Here is a 14,210-nt window from a genome sequence, read left to right on the forward strand (position 1 = left end):
TGAGAGTAACCGCTCGGGCCGACAGCCGACACTCGGACTCCTGTAACCCGGTCAAGCAGGCTCGCCGTTCCACATCCCTACTTCTAACAAGAACTCTCTAAAGAGATAAGAGGTAGTAGTAGGTCCTGTGAAATTGTGAGCCGAGACGTGTAATCACAGGTCCGGGGCGATTTCGTGGTGTGGACTCCCGCGTGCGATCTTGTGATTTGGTTGCAGGCACGGTGGAATCACAAGACTTCGTCCACCCTCTGTCCACCGTCGGTCCACAAGACTCCACAGGGTTGTCCACAGCTGTGAGAGGTGTGACAAACGGTGTGCACGGGGTTACAAGAGCATTGCGAGGCGATCGCGCCGGTCGTGACATTTGCGCCGGCGAGAGCGAGGGAAGCAGATTCAGTGACCCGTCGAGTACCGATTTCGCCGCCGGGCTCGAGGATCCCAGCGGCATGCGGAGACACTACAGCACCCCGGCCAGCCACCTTGGGGACGCGCGTCAGTGAGATGAGGAAGTCGCAGCCACGGAGGCTCAGAGTGAGCGCGAACGCTCCTTGATCCGGGCGGTGAGTTCCTGGATCTGGTCGTATGTGCGCCTGTCGTCCTTGATTTCTTTGAGAATTTTGCGCTGCGCATACATCACGGTTGTGTGGTCCTTGCCGCCGAACGTGACGCCGATCTTCGGCAAGGACAGGTCGGTGAGTTCGCGGCACAAATACATGGCGATCTGGCGCGCCCGCGACAGGGACCGGGTCTTGGAGCTGCCACACAGCTCGTCGATGCTCGTGGAGAAGAATTCGGCGGTTACCGCCATGATGGTCGCCGCCGAGATCTGTAGTGAGTCATCGTCGGAGACCACGTCGCGGAGGACGACCTCTGCGAGCGGTACATCGATCTCGTGACCGTTGAGAGAGGCGAACGCCACCACTCGGATGAGAGCGCCCTCGAGTTCGCGGATATTGCGCTGGACACGCGTCGCGATGAGTTCGAGCACGTCTCGCGGCACCACGTACTTCTCGGATTTGGCCTTCTTGTCGAGAATGGCGATCCGGGTTTCCAGCTCCGGGGGCTGGATGTCGGTGATCAGACCCCACTCGAAGCGGGTGCGCAGGCGGTCCTCGAGTGGCTGCAGTTGCTTGGGCGGCCGGTCAGAGGAGATCACGATCTGTTTCTGGGCGTTGTGGATCGTGTTGAAGGTGTGGAAGAACTCCTCCTGGACCTGTTCCTTGCCGATGAGGAACTGGATGTCGTCAACCAGGAGAATGTCCGCCTCGCGGTACCGCTTCTTGAACATATTCTGGCGGCCGTCGCGGACGGAGTTGATGAAGTCGTTCGTGAACTCCTCGGTCGAGACGTATTTGACCTTCTGCTCGGAGTACATACGCAACGAGTAGTGCCCGATGGCGTGGAGGAGGTGGGTCTTGCCCAACCCGGATTCGCCCCAGATGAACAGTGGGTTGTATGCACGGGCCGGTGCTTCGGCGACCGCGAGCGCGGCTGCCCGAGCAAAACGGTTGGAATTTCCCTGGACGAATGCGCTGAACGTGTAGCGCTCGTTGAGGCCGGGAGCTGTCGCGGCTGACAATGCTTCGTCGCGGTCACTGCCGTGCAGCAGTCGTTCAGCAGCGATCTGCTCTTCGGTCATCCGTCGCGGGCGTGCGGTCGCGGGTGGGTGCTCATCATCGGACCTCAGTCCGTGGAGGTCTTCCGCGGCCATGCTCGCATGGTCGTCGTCTTCCGTCGGCGGTTGTCCGCCGGCGAGTGACGTGTCGACTTTGACGGCGAGGTCGACCGGCTCGCCGAGCTGCGCGCTGAGCGCACGGGTGATGGGGCCGCGAAGAACGGACTCGATGTTGTCTCGAGCGAAGGCCGACGGAGCGGCGAGCATCGCGAAACCGTTGACCACGGCGATCGGCTGAACCAGCCGGAGCCACGCTTGTTGTTGACGCGACAACGCCGGGTTGTCGTCACTTGCTAACTCCGGATCGGTCAGTCTGTCGAGGACGGCACTCCACACGTGTTCGAGCTCAGGAGACACGGTGGGCGGTCTCCTCTCATCCAGTGTCGTGCGTTGCCGGTGGTCCGGGTGGCCGGCGGCGCCGGGAACCACACTCTATCCACAGGCTCCGAGCCAGGTCCACTGAGGTATCCACATGGTTGTCCACAGCTGTGGGAAGGCAGACCTCTCCCGTGGGTGACAACCGCGTCGTCGATGGGAGGGGCCGGAGGTGGCTGTTCGTATTCAGGTTGTGCAGCCCTTGTAGGGCTCGTTGAGAAACGACGGTAACAACACGGAGATCCACGGGGCAACCCTCAAGGTACGCTCGAGGGAAAATGTCAAGCATCGCGGCCGTCGGCGTGTCGTTGTTGCCACCAAAGTGGTATGAGTGAGGCGAATGGGATTACACAGTTTGGTGGGTGACGCCTCGGGCGCGTAATCTTGAGCAGTCTGTCGTGCGCTCGAGGGCGCTCGGCGCGTCGTGGTGCCGCCGACTCCGGTGATTCGACGACGTCTCGAACTCGATCGGGCGCCGGTGACGGCGCCGACTTCACGTGAGGAGCCAACCATGGCCAAGGGCAAGCGGACTTTCCAGCCGAACAACCGTCGTCGTGCCAAGGTGCACGGTTTCCGTCTGCGGATGCGTACCCGCGCCGGCCGCGGTATTGTCGCCGGCCGCCGGCGCAAGGGCCGCGCCGCGCTGACGGCCTGATTCCGGCCGGGGTGGCGGGTGCTCCCCAGGTCGCACCGGCTCCACCGTTCCGCTGACTTCGCGGCGGTGGTGCGCAACGGTGCCAGGAAGGGCCGCCGCACCATGGTCGTACACGCCCACGTGGACTCCTCGGACGTCCGCGTGGGCGGTCCGCGTTTCGGGCTGGTTGTCAGCAAAGCCGTCGGGGATTCGGTGACTCGTCATCGCGTCAGCCGGCGGCTTCGTCATATCGCGGCCAGCCTGCTTGGCGAGGTCGGCGACGATGTCATGGTGGTCATCCGCGCCAATCCTGCGTCGGCGGTCGCGTCGCATGAAGATCTCGTGCGCGACATGCGGACCGGACTCGCGGCTGCCGCGGCACGCGCTAGGGATTCGTCGTGAATACGGTACGGCCGAGCCCGGTCGCACGGGTCCTGCTGTGGATACTCGACTTCTACCAAAAAGGCATCTCTCCCTGGACACCGCCGAGTTGTCGTTTCGAACCCACCTGCAGTAGTTACGCCGTGGAGGCGGTGCGTGTACACGGGGCCTGGTACGGGACCTGGCTCTCGGTGTGGCGTCTACTCCGCTGCGGACCGTGGACACCGGGCGGTTGGGATCCGGTTCCCCGTCCCCGTGCCCCTGATCCCGATCCGCCTGCGGGCGAGCACCATGAGCACTCCGATAATTCTCGAACGTAGCTAGGACTCCACCACCCATGTCGTTCATCACCAACCCGCTGGTCTATTATCCGATCTCCGGGATCCTCTGGTTCTGGCACAAGATCTTCGCGTTCCTCGGCGGCCTACTCCCCTGGGTCGAAGCTCCAGATTCAAACGGTCTCATCTGGGCATTTTCGGTGATCTTCCTCGTCTTTACCTTGCGGACGATGCTGTTCTGGCCTGCCGCCAAGCAAATTCGGTTCTCCCGCAAGATGCAGGAGATGCAGCCGAAGATGAAGGAGCTGCAGAAACGGTACAAGAACGATCGCGAGAAGCTCGCAGTCGAGACGCGGAAACTGCAGAAGCAGGAGGGGTTCAATCCCCTACTTGGTTGTCTGCCGATGTTGATCCAGATTCCCGTCTTCCTCGGTTTGTTCCACGTGCTGCGCTCGTTCAACCGGATGGGCACTCAGTTCAATGCCCTGGGCATGACTGCGGAAGAGACCCGCAACACCGGCAACTATGTGTTCAGCGCCGATGAGGTCCAGAGCTTCCTCGACGCCCGTCTGTTCGGCGCACCGCTGTCGTCGTTTATCTCCCAGCCCGTCGAACAATTTCAGGCGTTCGTCGAGCCGGGGGCGATGCTTGATTTCGCGCGGTGGAACATTCTCGTGGTCGCCATTCCGATGATGATCGTTTCGGCGATCACCACGCATTTGAACGCCCGCGTCTCATTGTCCCGCCAGTCGCCGGAGGCCGCGGCCAACCCGCAGGCGAGAATCATGAACCAGCTCATGCTGTGGGCCTTCCCGATCGGCATCCTCGTCACCGGTGCGTTCTGGCCCATGGCGATCCTCGTGTACATGGTCACCAATAACTTGTGGACCCTCGGCCAGCAGTACTTCTTGTTCGAGAAGATGGCCAAGGAGGACGACGCCGCTGCTTTGCAGCGTCGTGAGGAGCAGAAGGCACTGGCTCCGAGAGTGGGGATGAAGCCCAGCACGACCAAGAAGAACCGGTCGTCCGCGGCCGGTACCGCGGCAATCACGAGTCCGACGGTCGAGACGGGCACCCCGGCTGACGTCAATGACGAGGCGAGCGCTTCCGGGCCCGCGGTCGCTCCGGGAAGCGCCCCCCGCCCGGGTCAACGTCCCCACTCCCCCGGTACACAGCGGAGCAGGCCGGCTCAGAAGGGGTCAGGTTCTCGGCCCAAAAACAAGAAGAAGAAAAAGAAGCGTTGACCCGGTAGGGAAACGCGAGTGGACAAGGTCCCCGATGCCTCGGTGTCGGGGACCTTGTCCCATACTTGGGGAAGGTATTCGCCGCACCCTCAGGGTTCGGCGATAGGCGGTGACGACGGAGGCGGGTCAATGTCCAAGAGGAACATCGAGGTGTCCGAAGAACGATTGGTCGAGGAGGGCGAGGTGGCGGGTGACTATCTTGAGCAGTTCCTCGACATCCTGGACTTCGACGGCGATATTGACTTGGACGTCGAGGGTGACCGTGCCGTCGTGAGCATCGTGGGTGGAGATGGCTTGGATACGTTAGTCGGCCCGGACGGTGCGGTGTTGGACGCGATCCAAGAATTGACGCGTCTCGCGGTGCAGCAGGAGCTTGGCGACCGTAGCCGGCTGATGCTCGATATCGCCGGATGGCGTGAGGCGAAGCGGGAAGCTCTTACCGAATTGGGTCGCGTCGCTGCGCAGCAGGTGCTGGAGTCCGGTCAGCCGGAGGAACTCGAACCCATGACGCCGTTCGAACGCAAGATCATTCATGACGCCATATCGGGGATCGGGGGGGTGGCGTCGGATTCCACTGGCGTCGAACCTCATCGTCGGGTCGTCGTTCTTCCGGAGTGAGTGGGGGTTTGGACGGTCGGACAGAGGGCCAGTGTCCTGCGGTCGCCCCGACGAACTAATCACATCATTGTCATTCTTGACGGTTGTTTCACGTGAAACAGCGGCAAAAGTGCCGCAGGAAGTGATGAAGTCCCATGAACAGACACCCTGGCGACGAAACGTCACGTGACAGTGATGTGGAATCTGATGCGGCCCCAGTCGCATCCGCGACGTCCAAGCAGAGAGTGGACGATGCGGACTCGCCAGTTCCTCCTCCCGGGGCCGTCGAGGTGTTCGGTGATCGGCTCCCGCTCGCTATTCGCTATGTCGAGATTCTCGGATCCGCTGGGCTTGTTCGGGGATTAATAGGTCCCCGCGAGCGCCCACGGTTGTGGGACCGGCATGTGCTCAACAGTGCAGCTGCGGCCTCGCACCTATTAGAGGCCGAGTCCGTCGTGGATATCGGCAGCGGCGCAGGCCTACCGGGCATCCCGCTGGCGCTGGCACGCCCCGACCTCTCGGTGACACTGGTCGAGCCGCTCCTTCGGCGTGTGACGTTTTTGGAAGAGGTCGTCTCCGAGCTGGGAATCGATATTCGGGTGATTCGCGGCCGGGCTGAGGAAAAGAGTGTCATCGCACTGGCCGGCGAGGCGGATGTCGTGACATCCCGTGCAGTTGCCCCGCTAGCGAAGCTCGCAGGGTGGTCCGCCCCGTTGCTGAAAACCGGCGGCCGCATGGTTGCACTCAAGGGGGAATCCGCACGTGAGGAGGTCGAACGAGATCGTTCGGCTCTACACAGGCTCGGTTTTGCCAATATTGAGATCGAGACCGTGGCGGCCTCGGACGCCGAGCCGACGAAACTGGTGATCGGCACATTGGCCACTAGGATGGGAGTCCGTGGGTCCCGCTCGCGCGGAGGAGGTCGCCGGACCCGATGAGGTCCGACGAGCATGCGTCCGGGTTCGGTTTCACGTGAAACAATGGCTGCGGGCCGGCGGTGACGCGCGCCGCGCTCATTATTGAAATCGAAAGGTAACGGATGTCCGACGACGAGACCCCGATCTTCGCAGCCGCTAGGCAGGCGAACGAGGTGCTCCACGGGGATGCCCCCGCGCTCCCCCGTCCTGAATCGCCGCGGATCATCACGATCGCCAACCAGAAGGGCGGCGTTGGAAAAACCACGTCGACGGTAAATCTCGCTGCGGCGCTGGCCCTTGGTGGACTCGGTGTTCTCGTGATCGACATGGACCCGCAGGGGAATGCGAGTACAGCACTAGGTGTGGATCACCGGGAGGGGACACCGTCGAGCTACGAGCTCCTGATGTGGGAGTCGCCTCTTGAGGACCTCATGCAGAAGAGTCCACATGCAGACCGTCTGTTCTGTGTTCCGGCCACCATCGACCTCGCCGGTTCGGAGATTGAGCTGGTCGGGTTGCCCCAGCGGGAACGCCGCCTTGCGGAGGTACTCATCCCCGAGGACCTGCAGTCGCTGGGCATCGACTATGTCTTTCTCGATTGCCCACCATCGCTGGGGCTACTCACAGTCAACGCAATGGTGGCTGCGCGAGAGGTTTTGATCCCCATTCAGTGTGAGTATTACGCCCTCGAGGGTGTGGGCCAGCTGTTGCGCAACGTTGAACTGATCCAACAGCATCTGAATACTGATCTGCAGATTTCGACCATCATGCTGACGATGTACGACGGTCGGACAAAGCTTTCGGAGCAGGTTGCCGGAGAGGTTCGCAAACACTTTGGTGAGACTGTCCTCCGGACTGTTATCCCTAGGAGCGTGAAGATCTCGGAAGCACCAGGTTTCGGCATGACCATTCTGCAGTACGACGCCGGATCGCGAGGCGCACTCGCGTATCTCGACGCCGCACGGGAGATCAACGCGCGACGCGAGGCGGTGGAGCCTGACCATCTGGTGTCTACGGCCTCCGCAGGAGAAGCTAAGGGTAACGGCCCGGAGGAGAACCGATGAGTCAGCAGCGTAAGGGCGGTCTCGGACGGGGTCTTGCAGCGCTCATTCCTACTGGACCCGAGGACGGACCACGTCTTGGCAATGACGCCGCAGACTTGATCCTCGGGCCCCGAAGTTCGGGACCACGCACTACTCCCCCTCGCTCTCGGTCTCACTCGGGAACCACTCGGGCTGCTGCTCCCGCATCAGAATCCGAAGTTCAGCGGACGGACGATTTCGGAGCCGGCGGCTCCTCACGCGATATCGGCAGCGATGTTTCACGTGAAACTCCAGAGTTGGTTGACCCCGGCGCTGTCTACCGGGAAATTTCGCCCGCAGACATCGACCCGAACCCAAAGCAGCCGCGAACGTACTTCGACGAAGAGGCGTTGGCCGAACTCGCCCACTCTGTCAAGGAGTTCGGCCTCCTCCAGCCCATCGTCGTGCGCGAGATGCCTGATGGCCGGTATCAGCTCATCATGGGTGAACGTCGCTGGCGAGCCAGCCAGCGTGCCGAACTCGAGGCGATCCCCGCCATCGTCCGTCAGACCGACGACGAGGACTTACTGCGGGACGCGTTGCTTGAGAACATCCACCGCGTGCAGCTCAACCCCCTCGAGGAGGCAGCTGCGTACCAGCAACTGCTCGAGGAGTTTGATGTCACTCAGTCGGAGCTCGCCACCCGCATCGGTCGGTCCCGTCCCGCGATCACCAACAGTATTCGTTTGCTCCAGTTGCCGACCGCGGTCCAACGTCGGGTCGCCGCAGGTGTTCTCTCGGCGGGGCACGCCCGAGCGCTCCTCGGTCTCGAGGCCGGTGCGTCTGCGCAGGATGAGCTCGCAGCGCGGATCGTCGCAGAAGGGATATCGGTTCGCGCCACCGAGGAGCTCGTGACCCTGGCCAACCGGGAGCCGAAAGACTCCAGTGACAATCCCACACGGCCGCCCCGGGGACGACAGCGAAACCCCGAATTGGAAGCGGTAGCGGGGAGATTGTCGGACCGATTCGAGACCTCTGTCTCGGTGACGATGGGACGACGCAAGGGACGTATCACGATCGACGTCGGCGATACGGATGATCTGGCCCGGGTCCTCGCTCTACTTGAGGGCGGGTCGGCCGGTACACACCGATGATGTCCATCCGCTCGCTGGACTTGTCAGCAGTGGACCAGCTGGGTCCTCGCGCTCGGCGTTGCGTTTATTGGCAGACCGACGGCGGAGACGCTCCCGGAGATCCGGAATTCGAAAAGGAGGCGTGGATATCGCACGTCTCACTCGAGTGGGGAGTCTGCGGCCAGATCGCAACCTACGGGGACAGATCGACCGCCGCCGCCTTCTATGCTCCGCCGGGGATGGTGCCGCGGGCGGCGTGCTTCCCGACTTCACCGGTCGGCGCGGATGCCGTGCTGCTGTCGGGTATGAGCGTGGAGCACGGTGCCCCGGCCGGAGTAATGACTTCGTTGCTCGATGCCGTGATAGTGAACGTGCGCAGCCGCGGAATCAAAGCGATTGAGGCTTTCGGGGTCACGTCCAACGACCCCAGCTCCGTTACGTCACGTGACGGTTGTGGGGCGGAGTCTTGCGTGGCGCCGATGAGTTTCCTCGTCGAGCACGGCTTCAGCGTGGTGGCACCCCACGAGACGCATCCGAGGCTCCGTCTCGACATCGAGAGCGAGCACATGTGGAAAGCGGATGTGGAGAGCGCACTTGACCAACTCTTCGCCGAGCACGGTTTCTCCACCCGCCGGCTGGGAGTCATGTCGGGAGCATCGGCGAGAGTTGGGATGCCGGGATACTGACCGAGCGTCGCCCGGTTGCGTGTCGGTAACCTTGCTCAGTCGCGCTGCCGCTGTTCGTAGTCGATGAGCGCATCGACGGACATGGATCCTGTCGGGTGATTGTCCTCGTCGAGGAGATACAACCGCTTCACGCCGACCAAGATCGAGTCGATGATGGTGTCCTGGGCGCCGCGATCGCCGAGGATCGCGAGATCGCGCTCGTTGTGTGCGTAGCCGAGGTAGATCTGCACTGAGGGCATACGGGTCATCCGCAGCAGAGACCAACTCCGGCCGTGAGTGCGGCAGTCCCGTAGGGTCGTGCGGCTGACGATTTCACGCTGGATGAAGCCTGACAGGGCCTCGCCGAGCATGGATTCCGCACCGAGGGAGTTACCGAAGTAGAAGGTCGCCACGCCGTTCCCGACCGGGTTGGGGTGGCGATCGAGGCGCAGCGAGATGACGAGGTCAGCGTTGAATGCGTTGGCGATTTCCGCGCGTTCGGGATCTGTCGGGATCATCGACTCGGGCCGGGAGAGGAAAACTTCCACGCCTGCCTGGTTCATCCGCTCGGAGAGCCGACTGGTGAGGTCCCACAGGAGTTCGGCGTCGGTGATGGTGCCGTTGGCGGTCTCAATCCGGATCGGGTTTTCCGATCCGCTGGGCCCCGGATCGAGGACGATCCGCTTTCCGGAAAGCATGGGCCCAGACGTACGTGCCCGCTCCTTCTCGACAAGGGAGGCGACATCTCCGCCCTTGAACAGGGTGGAAAAGCGGTTCAGGGTGTCGAGGGTCTCCGCGCCGACCACGCCGTCCGCGGTCAGCGCGCAATCGCGCTGGAAATCGGTGACGGCGCCGTGGGTCAGGGGCCCGAAGGTCCCGTCCACGAGTCCGGCATAAAACCCGAGTTCGCCCAGGCGACGCTGCAATTGGGCGATGTCGTCCCCGGCCATCGGCTTGGAGACGATGTAGCTCAGGTCGCGAGTCCCCAGAACGTGGCTGGCGTCATGGAGGGCCGCTTGGGTTGCCGGACCCACGATTCCATCAGAGATCAGTCCACGAGCCTGCTGGAAGGCGAGAACGGCCGTCTCCAGGTCCGCGTCGAAGACTGCGTCGGTGCGAGCGAGGACCGACCCGGTCTCGGGTTCGGTGACGCCGACCGACTCGATGTTGTGCAGCAGACCCATGCCGGCGAGGGTGGCCCGAATTGCGGCCACCTCGGGTCCACGGTCACCACGCCTCCAGGCCATGGGTCTCCTCCCGCTGTTCTCGTGATGTGTACCCGGATGAACTTACCGCCTCGAACGCGGACACGCCCGATTGCCGCCGGGAGTCGGGGGTCCGTGGAGGGGGTCGTATCCGTGTGGGTCAGGTGCCGAGGATCTCCCCCAGCTCGGCGCGAAGCGCCGACTTTGACTTTGCTCCGGTGATGCGCTTGACCGGCTGCCCGTCCGAGAAAAGCAGCATCGCGGGGATCGCCGTGATCTGGTATTCAGCTGCCAGTTCCTGGTTGGCCTCCACATCGACCTTCGCCACTGTGAGCTTGTCCGCTTCCGAGCCGGCGAGCTCGTCGAGGACCGGCGCCATCATCGTGCACGGGCGGCACCACGTGGCCCAGAAGTCCACCAGCACCGGCTTGGAGGCGCTGGCGGCGAGTACGGAGGCACCGAAGTCCGCTTCGGTGACGTCGATAATGTTGGGGGTGTCGGCCATAGTCTGGCTCCTTTCGACGTGGAAGAACGGTTCCTGCGTGGTTCAGGCCTGTTCGGCGAGCCAGCGTTCCGCGTCGATCGACGCAGCGCAGCCGGAGCCTGCGGCGGTGATGGCCTGGCGGTAGCGCTTGTCGACGAGGTCGCCACAGGCGAACACGCCGGGGAGGGACGTGGCGGTGGTCTGACCGGTGAGGACGTAACCGTCCTCGTCCACCTCGACCTGGTCGCGGATGAGCTCGGACCGCGGATCGTGGCCGATGGCGACGAACATTGCCGCCGTCTCGAGCTCGCTGGTCTCCCCGGTGACGGTGTTGCGTAGGCGCAGCTTCGCGACCGACCCGTTCTCGTTCGCGAGCACTTCGTCCACGGCCGTGTTGAGCACGAACGAGATCTTCTCGTTCTCCCGGGCCCGCTCGAGCATGATCTTGGAGGCGCGGAACTCCTCGCGGCGGTGCACGATCGTGACCGAAGAGCCGAACTTGGTGAGGAAGGTGGCCTCCTCCATCGCTGAGTCGCCGCCGCCGACCACAACGATCGGCTTGTCGCGGAAGAAGAAGCCGTCGCATGTTGCGCACGAGCTGACGCCGCGGCCGAGAAGTTCTTGCTCGCCCGGGATCCCGAGGTAGCGTGCGGCTGCCCCCATCGCGAGGATCACGGCGCGGGCACGGTGCTCCTCTTCCCCGACCCGGATAATCTTGACGTCGCCGCTGAGGTCCATTGAGGTGACGTCCTCCATTCGGAGGTCGGCACCGAAGCGTTCTGCCTGCTCGCGCATCTGCATCATCAGGTCCGGGCCCATCATGCCCTCGGCGAAACCGGGGAAGTTCTCGACGTCGGTCGTGGTCATCAGCGCGCCACCGAACTGGGAACCCTCGAACACCACCGGTGAGAGCTCGGCCCGTGCAGAGTAGATGGCGGCGGTGTAGCCGGCCGGGCCGGATCCGACGATGATGACGTCGTGGACGGTGTCACTCATGAGTTCTCGGGGCTCCTCGCGCGCTCTGCGGATATAGACCGGACCTGCACGACCGTGCCAGGCCTTCTGAAGGCCACAACACTCCGGGGGTCCGGCTTGTTCCCGGTCCCGCCCCCTGGTGACGAGGGGAACACCCTCACCTGTGGCACCGATCGTCTCGGCTGGCGGGGTCAGCTCAGGCTGTGAGGGTGACCCCTTCGAGAAGGACACCGAGTTTCGCGCGTCCGCGCGAACACCGGCTCTTCACGGTGCCCGGGGGAATGTTGAGCAGGTGGCTCGCCTCGACGACGGTGCACCGGAGCATGTCGACGACGACGACGGCGTCCCGCTGATCCCCCGGCAGTTCCGCCAGCGCCTCGGCCACAATGATCGCGTAGGTCGGGTCCTGGTGGAAGTGGTCGCGCAGGGTGACCTGTTCGTGCAGGGCCGGAGTGAGTGGGGTGTGGGTGCGAAGCCGCTGCGCCCGCATCTTGTCCAGACAGGCGTTGACAACGATGCGGTAAAGCCACCCCTGTACCGGGCAGGCGTGCAGGAAGGTGTCCGCCTTCCGGTACGCCGAGACGAGGGCCTCCTGCAGTGCCTCGGCGGCGTCATCGCGGTTGAACGAGGTACGGATGGCCAGCCGCCACAGGTAATCGTAGTGACGCCGAACGAGGGCGGAGAAGGCGTTCGGGTCGCCAGCCACGTGGGCGTCGAGCAACTCGGCGTCGCTCAGCTGGGACTTTGCACTTGACAGCGGCTCTGCACTTAACGGCGGTTCCGCACTTAACGACGGCTCCGCACGCGATGGCGGGTCTGCGCGGAGAGCCGACTGCGCCGGCACGGACGCGCCGGAACTCGCCGCAGTCGGGGCGGCGGTACCAGTGTTCACGGCCGTCACGGTAACCCGACCGCGCACCCTGTGGGGGTGTCACCTCGGGCCGTCAGCGGGTTAGTTCGACCTCGGTGATCGAGGCGTCGTAGGCCTGGTCCCCGGAGGTTCCCAGACGGGTGATCCACACCAGGATGTGCTCGGATTTCTCCGGCTCGTCGATCGTCACTGTGGCTTTACCGCCGCGCACGGTGCCCGCCCCGAGACGGGTGGTCTCGTCCAGGGCCGCCGGCGAGGCACTGGGGGACGACCGCACCTCGAAGCGCACGTCGTCATCCCCCGAGTGGAGTACGACCTTGCGGACCTCCTGCTCACTCTCGAGCGTGAGCATCAACCCGATACCCGGCTTATATGCCGACGGCCCATCCCCGATCTGGGATCGGTAGGTGTCGCTGGACCATGCCGTGGACAGGTCGCCGTCGACCACGTTGGGAGCACTCGCCGAGTTCTCGGCGGTGCCGTTCGAGGTCGGAGGCTGCCAGGCGGTGGCGGTCGAGACGGCAACCGGGGTTGACGGGGTGTCCTTCTCGGACTTCTCGGCGGCGCCGTCCCCGTCGGCTGTCGGTTCGGCGGTCGCGGAGGCGCGGCTGGCCTGTGCTGCCCGCTCGATCGCGTCAAGTTGCTGCGAGAGCGGAGTCTTGCTGTTGGTGCCTCCGAATGCTCCGACCATCCACGCAAACAGCAGGGCGATCACCACAACCGCGGCGGCGCTGGTGCCGGCCATGATCTGCCATCGTCGTTTCTGGACCTCCGGGTCCGGCCCCACGTACGCGCTCGGCCCCGCATCGGACGGGGCCCACTCCGTCGCGGCCGCGTCTTCCGGGTAGGCGACCTCGGAGGACGCCCGTACCGGCCCGCCGACGCGATCGGTCACCATCGCCCTCACGGTGGCCGCCGAGCTGACCGATGACCCGTCGAGGGACCGCATGGCCAGAACGGCGGATTCCGGCGCGACCCCGTGACCGGCAACTGTGGGATCCCGGAGTTCGTCGTCGTCATGCTGTGCGGGCACGGGCCGGCCGTCGGTCGGCACGTGCAGATCGGACCCCGCGGGCAGCGGCAGCGGCCACGCCCCGGTGAGCAACGCGTAGAGGACGGCGCCCAACCCCTGCACATCGCCGCGACTGTCGGCGCCAGCGTGAACCCCGGGGAAGGCCAGGACCGCGCGGCCGTCCTCGGTGAGACGGATCCGGTCAGGCGAATCCAGTCCCAGGGCCAGCCCCGACTCCTCGGCGCGGGTCGCGGCGTCGGCAAGCCCCCACACCGCGCCCACGGCGGACTCGGGGTCCGGCTCGGCGACGGCCGCGGCGAGGCTGCGACCCGGGATCCACTCGGAGACCACTATGCCGCCCGCACGGCCGCGGATGACATCGAGCACGCGCGCCAACCCGTCCGCGTAGACGACGGTCAGGGCGACGGTGCGATCGAGGACTCCCGTCGCCGAACCCGGGGGTTGCTCACCGGGCAGGGGGTCGACAAAGGTCAGTGAGACGTACCGACCCAGGCGCCGGTCGCGGGCCTTCCAGAAGGACTGACCGGCGACGCCCCCGCAGGGTTCGAGAAGTTCGTACCTGCCGCCCGAGACCAGTCCACCGATCGTCAGACGAGGTGGCGGCGGGGTGGCGTCCGGTGCCGCGGCTCCAGTCTGCTCACCCACCCGATAACCCCTCCTCGCCTGGTGCGGCAGCCCACCGGGAGGCGCCGCTCATGATCCCCGAGTGTACGTTCCGCGC

General features: G+C 64.4%; 15 protein-coding genes. 9 read left to right on the top strand and 6 right to left on the bottom strand.

Features of this window, described 5'->3' with window-relative positions:
• Positions 1-526: 526 nt before the first annotated feature.
• Complete coding sequence (gene dnaA / locus FQ137_RS02550; RefSeq protein WP_149290991.1) at positions 527-2,032, bottom strand: chromosomal replication initiator protein DnaA; 1,506 nt, start codon at positions 2,030-2,032, stop codon at positions 527-529.
• Between the two features lie 529 nt (positions 2,033-2,561).
• Between dnaA and rpmH the strand changes: the two genes are divergently transcribed.
• The 9 genes from rpmH (at position 2,562) to FQ137_RS02595 (ending at position 8,942) form a co-directional block, all read left to right on the top strand.
• Positions 2,562-2,705, top strand: a complete 144-nt coding sequence (gene rpmH, locus FQ137_RS02555; RefSeq protein ID WP_149290992.1) for a 50S ribosomal protein L34 — start codon at positions 2,562-2,564, stop codon at positions 2,703-2,705.
• 18 nt (positions 2,706-2,723) lie between these two features.
• Entirely contained in the window at positions 2,724-3,086 is a 363-nt protein-coding gene (rnpA, locus tag FQ137_RS02560) for a ribonuclease P protein component (protein WP_149290993.1), read from the top strand.
• Positions 3,083-3,385, top strand: coding sequence for a membrane protein insertion efficiency factor YidD (gene yidD, locus FQ137_RS02565; RefSeq protein ID WP_149290994.1), 303 nt, complete (start codon positions 3,083-3,085; stop codon positions 3,383-3,385). Before rnpA ends, yidD begins: the two co-directional genes overlap by 4 nt.
• 17 nt (positions 3,386-3,402) lie before the next feature.
• Positions 3,403-4,587 (top strand): membrane protein insertase YidC, encoded by a 1,185-nt coding sequence (gene yidC, locus FQ137_RS02570; protein WP_149290995.1) that lies wholly within the window; start codon positions 3,403-3,405, stop codon positions 4,585-4,587.
• A 129-nt stretch (positions 4,588-4,716) separates the two neighbouring features.
• Positions 4,717-5,205 (top strand): R3H domain-containing nucleic acid-binding protein, encoded by a 489-nt coding sequence (locus tag FQ137_RS02575; protein ID WP_149290996.1) that lies wholly within the window; start codon positions 4,717-4,719, stop codon positions 5,203-5,205.
• A 134-nt stretch (positions 5,206-5,339) separates the two neighbouring features.
• Entirely contained in the window at positions 5,340-6,122 is a 783-nt protein-coding gene (rsmG, locus tag FQ137_RS02580; protein WP_149290997.1) for a 16S rRNA (guanine(527)-N(7))-methyltransferase RsmG, read from the top strand.
• Between the two features lie 101 nt (positions 6,123-6,223).
• Positions 6,224-7,165, top strand: a complete 942-nt coding sequence (locus FQ137_RS02585; protein ID WP_255583437.1) for a ParA family protein — start codon at positions 6,224-6,226, stop codon at positions 7,163-7,165.
• Positions 7,162-8,277: a ParB/RepB/Spo0J family partition protein gene (locus FQ137_RS02590; RefSeq protein WP_149290998.1), complete on the top strand. Its 1,116-nt coding sequence runs from the start codon at positions 7,162-7,164 to the stop codon at positions 8,275-8,277. Before FQ137_RS02585 ends, FQ137_RS02590 begins: the two co-directional genes overlap by 4 nt.
• Positions 8,274-8,942, top strand: a complete 669-nt coding sequence (locus FQ137_RS02595; protein ID WP_149290999.1) for a hypothetical protein — start codon at positions 8,274-8,276, stop codon at positions 8,940-8,942. Before FQ137_RS02590 ends, FQ137_RS02595 begins: the two co-directional genes overlap by 4 nt.
• Before the next feature lie 35 nt (positions 8,943-8,977).
• Here the strand turns inward: FQ137_RS02595 and FQ137_RS02600 are convergent, their stop codons facing one another.
• From FQ137_RS02600 to FQ137_RS02620, 5 genes are all read right to left on the bottom strand, one after another.
• Complete coding sequence (locus tag FQ137_RS02600) at positions 8,978-10,168, bottom strand: N-acetylmuramoyl-L-alanine amidase (RefSeq protein WP_149291000.1); 1,191 nt, start codon at positions 10,166-10,168, stop codon at positions 8,978-8,980.
• A gap of 118 nt (positions 10,169-10,286) precedes the next feature.
• Complete coding sequence (gene trxA / locus FQ137_RS15485; protein ID WP_149291001.1) at positions 10,287-10,631, bottom strand: thioredoxin; 345 nt, start codon at positions 10,629-10,631, stop codon at positions 10,287-10,289.
• A 42-nt stretch (positions 10,632-10,673) separates the two neighbouring features.
• Positions 10,674-11,606, bottom strand: a complete 933-nt coding sequence (gene trxB / locus FQ137_RS02610) for a thioredoxin-disulfide reductase (RefSeq protein WP_149291002.1) — start codon at positions 11,604-11,606, stop codon at positions 10,674-10,676.
• A 175-nt stretch (positions 11,607-11,781) separates the two neighbouring features.
• A complete protein-coding gene (gene sigM / locus FQ137_RS02615; protein WP_255583475.1) occupies positions 11,782-12,477 on the bottom strand; it encodes an RNA polymerase sigma factor SigM in 696 nt (231 codons plus the stop codon).
• Between the two features lie 52 nt (positions 12,478-12,529).
• Positions 12,530-14,134, bottom strand: a complete 1,605-nt coding sequence (locus FQ137_RS02620) for a protein kinase family protein (RefSeq protein WP_149291003.1) — start codon at positions 14,132-14,134, stop codon at positions 12,530-12,532.
• Between the last annotated feature and the right edge of the window lie 76 nt (positions 14,135-14,210).

It is taken from the genome of Dietzia sp. ANT_WB102 (genome assembly GCF_008369165.1).
GTDB lineage: Bacteria > Actinomycetota > Actinomycetes > Mycobacteriales > Mycobacteriaceae > Dietzia.

Coding starts and splice junctions, on each gene's coding strand:
- rpmH (WP_149290992.1), top strand. CDS start 2,562: ATGGCCAAGGGCAAGCGGACTTTCCAGCCGAACAACCGTCGTCGTGCC.
- yidC (WP_149290995.1), top strand. CDS start 3,403: ATGTCGTTCATCACCAACCCGCTGGTCTATTATCCGATCTCCGGGATC.
- FQ137_RS02575 (WP_149290996.1), top strand. CDS start 4,717: ATGTCCAAGAGGAACATCGAGGTGTCCGAAGAACGATTGGTCGAGGAG.
- rsmG (WP_149290997.1), top strand. CDS start 5,340: ATGAACAGACACCCTGGCGACGAAACGTCACGTGACAGTGATGTGGAA.
- FQ137_RS02585 (WP_255583437.1), top strand. CDS start 6,224: ATGTCCGACGACGAGACCCCGATCTTCGCAGCCGCTAGGCAGGCGAAC.
- FQ137_RS02590 (WP_149290998.1), top strand. CDS start 7,162: ATGAGTCAGCAGCGTAAGGGCGGTCTCGGACGGGGTCTTGCAGCGCTC.
- FQ137_RS02595 (WP_149290999.1), top strand. CDS start 8,274: ATGATGTCCATCCGCTCGCTGGACTTGTCAGCAGTGGACCAGCTGGGT.
- FQ137_RS02600 (WP_149291000.1), bottom strand. CDS start 10,168: ATGGCCTGGAGGCGTGGTGACCGTGGACCCGAGGTGGCCGCAATTCGG.
- trxA (WP_149291001.1), bottom strand. CDS start 10,631: ATGGCCGACACCCCCAACATTATCGACGTCACCGAAGCGGACTTCGGT.
- trxB (WP_149291002.1), bottom strand. CDS start 11,606: ATGAGTGACACCGTCCACGACGTCATCATCGTCGGATCCGGCCCGGCC.